Annotated in this window: 6 protein-coding genes; 3 read left to right on the top strand and 3 right to left on the bottom strand. The window is 43.7% G+C overall.

Annotated features, from left to right (window positions below; translation table 11 throughout):
* A partial coding sequence (locus tag F6K53_RS35880) for a hypothetical protein (RefSeq protein WP_293084156.1) occupies positions 1-189 on the top strand: 189 nt, incomplete at its 5' end.
* Positions 190-201: 12 nt separating this feature from the next.
* On the top strand, positions 202-465 hold the full coding sequence (xseB, locus tag F6K53_RS35875) for an exodeoxyribonuclease VII small subunit (RefSeq protein ID WP_293084153.1): 264 nt from the start codon (positions 202-204) through the stop codon (positions 463-465).
* Positions 466-640: 175 nt separating this feature from the next.
* Here xseB and F6K53_RS35870 read toward each other — a convergent pair whose 3' ends face one another.
* The 3 genes from F6K53_RS35870 to F6K53_RS35860 all read right to left on the bottom strand — a co-directional run bounded on the left by F6K53_RS35870 (position 641) and on the right by F6K53_RS35860 (position 2,761).
* A complete protein-coding gene (locus tag F6K53_RS35870) occupies positions 641-1,249 on the bottom strand; it encodes a hypothetical protein (protein ID WP_293084150.1) in 609 nt (202 codons plus the stop codon).
* A gap of 27 nt (positions 1,250-1,276) precedes the next feature.
* A complete protein-coding gene (locus tag F6K53_RS35865; protein ID WP_293061996.1) occupies positions 1,277-1,468 on the bottom strand; it encodes a hypothetical protein in 192 nt (63 codons plus the stop codon).
* 99 nt (positions 1,469-1,567) lie between these two features.
* Positions 1,568-2,761: a DNA double-strand break repair nuclease NurA gene (locus tag F6K53_RS35860; RefSeq protein ID WP_293084147.1), complete on the bottom strand. Its 1,194-nt coding sequence runs from the start codon at positions 2,759-2,761 to the stop codon at positions 1,568-1,570.
* A 268-nt stretch (positions 2,762-3,029) separates the two neighbouring features.
* Between F6K53_RS35860 and F6K53_RS35855 the strand changes: the two genes are divergently transcribed.
* Positions 3,030-3,413: NF038122 family metalloprotease (locus tag F6K53_RS35855; protein ID WP_293084144.1), on the top strand; the 384-nt coding region annotated here is incomplete at its 3' end.

The raw sequence follows: 3,413 nt of genomic DNA, 5'->3' as shown, positions 1-3,413 counted from the left end.
ATTCAAAGTCCCCCTTTTTTAAGGGGGATAATGGGGGATCTCCGAGGCAAGAAAACACGACCTAGGGGTGGGTTCCTCTTGCCTATTGCCTATTGCCTCTTGCCTCTTCTCCCTGTTCCCGATTCCCGATTCCCGATTCCCGATTCCCGATTCCCTAAAATAAAAAAATTGTCTACCTTACCCCATTAACAATTGCTATCTATGGAAACTCAATCTGATTCAAACCTAACTGATTCAAACCTAACTGAAATACCTTCTGGAGAAACCTGGAACTATGAAGCGACGGTGGCTAAAGTTGAAACCATTATTAGGAAAATAGAAACAGGAGAACTAGAACTAGCAGAGGTGTTTGATCAGTTCTCCGCTGCTGTCGAATATCTCCATCAATGTGAATATTTTCTGGATCAGCGACAGCAACAGATGGATTTGTTGATTGAGACGCTGAATAATGATTCGGATTTTTAATAGTAATGTTAAGCGAACAGCTATCAGCAATCAGCTGTCAGCTTTTGAATAAAAGAGGTAAACATGGATTTAATAGTCACAGGCTAGAAGCCTGTTCCACAAAGAAGCCTGTTCCACAAACTAGAAGCCTGTGCCACAAAGCTGACAGCTGACAGCTGACAGCTGACCGCTAACATCAGCCCATTCCTTGAATCCCAACATGTCCAGCAAAGGCATACCAATCTTCACTAAAGCCCTTGAATTCCAGATCTTTCAGGGTAAATTTTACGTGATTCTCCTCCAGGGTAAACTTAACCGTATCATCAGCATTAGGTTGATCTGTCACAATCACCAAATCAGTGCCTGCTGGAATTTCCTGCTTTGATGCTTCATTCAACATATTAGATTGAACAGGAGCTCGCTTAATTACCGTATCTTGATTAAATAAAAGGTTAAGTAAAACGGGTTGATTGACTAAGGTATTCTGATAAATAGGAATGTTTAAAACAGTCTGATCCTCTTGTTTAGAGACTACATTACTAACAGTCTCTACCGATTGCAGACTTTCCATCATAATTGCTACATGGTCTTCAAAGGCATACCAATCACCACTGAACCCCTTAAACGCAATATCTTTTAAACCCAGTTTAAGGTGATTGCCAGATTCCTGACCATAATAGCGAAGTACTAATATAGTACCTGCTGGTATCATCTGACGTTTATTATCAGGCAATTGCGACGATTGAATCGGCTCTTGCTTGAGATAGCTATCTTGCTTAAACAGAATTCTTAATACATTTGCCATGACACTAGAACAGTTTTTAATTATTGGTTAAGGTACTTTCGTTTTAGGTTTTAGGGAGCAGGGAGCAGGGAGCAGGGAGCAGGGAATAGGGAATAGGGAACAGGGAATAGGGAACAGGGAATAGGGAACAGCGGATCTGGGAAAAAAACCTTGGCCAAAAGGCCACGCTACGCGAACAACCTGCAACCAACTCACCTTAAACCTTGGCCAAAAGGCCACGCTACGCGAACAAGCTTAAACCTCCAACCTCCAACCTCAAACCTTCAACCTCAAACCTTCAACCTTAAACCTTCAACCCTTAAACCTTCAACCCTTAAGTCAACTAATACTACCCCGTTTACGAGCCTCCTTATAGGATATTCCCACATTCTTGACACCTGCCCGAATCATTTGTTGTTCAAGCAAAGCAAAGAAGCGATTCCGGTCACCGGCCTTAATCACCGCCTGATTATGAGCTTCAGACACAGCAATGGGATAACCATAGCCTTTATAGACCTGCCCCAGCATTAAACTCAAGGCTTGATTGAGCAATGCTGAATTCTGGGCTACCCATTCTGGCATCTCGATCCGAGTAATTTCTGTACCCACATGGACATAACAGAAATAGATCCGGTGATGGTCGTATAATTCCAGAATCCGTGCGGAACTCTGAAATAGAGGGCTACGCTGTCCTGGTTGCAAGAAACTTGCCCAGAGTGTGGTATCCCGCAAGGGGTCTATCACCTGACAAGGCAACTTGTCCGTGAGATTACCACATTGGGTGATACATTTCGGTGTTTCATAGGGACAAGCTGGTAATCTGAGAAAATTAACCATTTCCACACTACGAGAAGCACTCAGGTAGCCGATCAGGGGTACATTAACAGCACGCAACTGCTCCCAAGCTGTTAGAATCGGAGGCAATATGCGATCGCGTGCATCCCCTGGCATCCCATCAAGAAACCAGTAAATCAGGGAACCATCTACTATCGCTAAATTGGGAGTATCCCTGTGGGGAGCTGGTGGATTTACCCAACGGCAAGCCATTTCTGCTAACATCGATACCTCGGAAATGGTGCGCCGATGTCCCATCCACTCCTCCGTGCGAATTCCCCACTGACGAGAAATATATAAGTCTTCTGGTCGGTAGAATACTTCCGGCACACTATCCAACAGAGGATACAGACTTTGTCCATAGTGCAACATTACCCGACCCACATTAATCACATAACAGTAGAGAATTTCGTGGTGAGACGGGGAAATTTGAGACCCATCCGTAGCGAAAACACTATGGCTTTCCGGGGGACTACTGATATCAACACAAGTATCCAGAGATTCTACTGGTGTTGCCGCCGTGAAGATCATGCGATCGCGCCATTCTTGATGAGACTTGACCAAACTCTCTTGTTGTGTTTTAGCCTTTGCCAGTAATTGTTCAGCCCGTTCTAGGCGTTGGCGAGACGCCACTGCCTCTAGTCTCAGGTGGTTACTAATACCAGGGATTTGTCCTGCCAGTTTTGCCAGATCAAGCATGGAGAGCTCATCAGTAGATTTACTGTAGATTTACTAATTTTAAAGTAGTGATCTGTAACACAGGTTTCTTGTGATCCTAAACGACTCATGAAGTGATCCTAAACGACTCATGAAGTGATCCTAAACAAGCATAAATAAATATACACAATTGTATATCCAAAAAAAAACGCGATCCTATACACCAGCCTCAGATCACAAACACGATTGCATACATTACCTTTTCATACTGACAGTATTCATGTCAGTAATTTCTACGAGGTAAAATTTTATGAAGAATCGCCAATTAATGATGTCCTTGTCCCTGGCATCTGTAGCAGTAATTGGTGGTAACGCCCCAGCTCAAGCCATAGACTTCGACTTCAGCTATCAACCAGGGACTTCCCTCAAACAAATGCTCGGGTTTGAAATGGCTGGTCAGATTTGGTCTTACTATTTAACCGATAATGTCACCGTCAAAATTCACGTTGAGATGACCGACGCCTTGCCCTCAAACATCCTGGGTGGGGCACTCCCTGGTCTGCAACAGAATAAAAACTACGGCACCTATCGGCAAAAGCTCTATTCCGATAGAACATCGGCAGATGATTATACTGCTTATAATAATCTGCAAGCCCATCAGTATAGTGATAGCGAGTATTGCCATCACTATACT

The sequence above is a fragment of the Moorena sp. SIO4A1 genome (assembly GCF_010672065.1).
Taxonomy (GTDB): Bacteria; Cyanobacteriota; Cyanobacteriia; order Cyanobacteriales; family Coleofasciculaceae; genus Moorena.
This window is presented reverse-complemented; position numbering and strand designations above follow the sequence as displayed.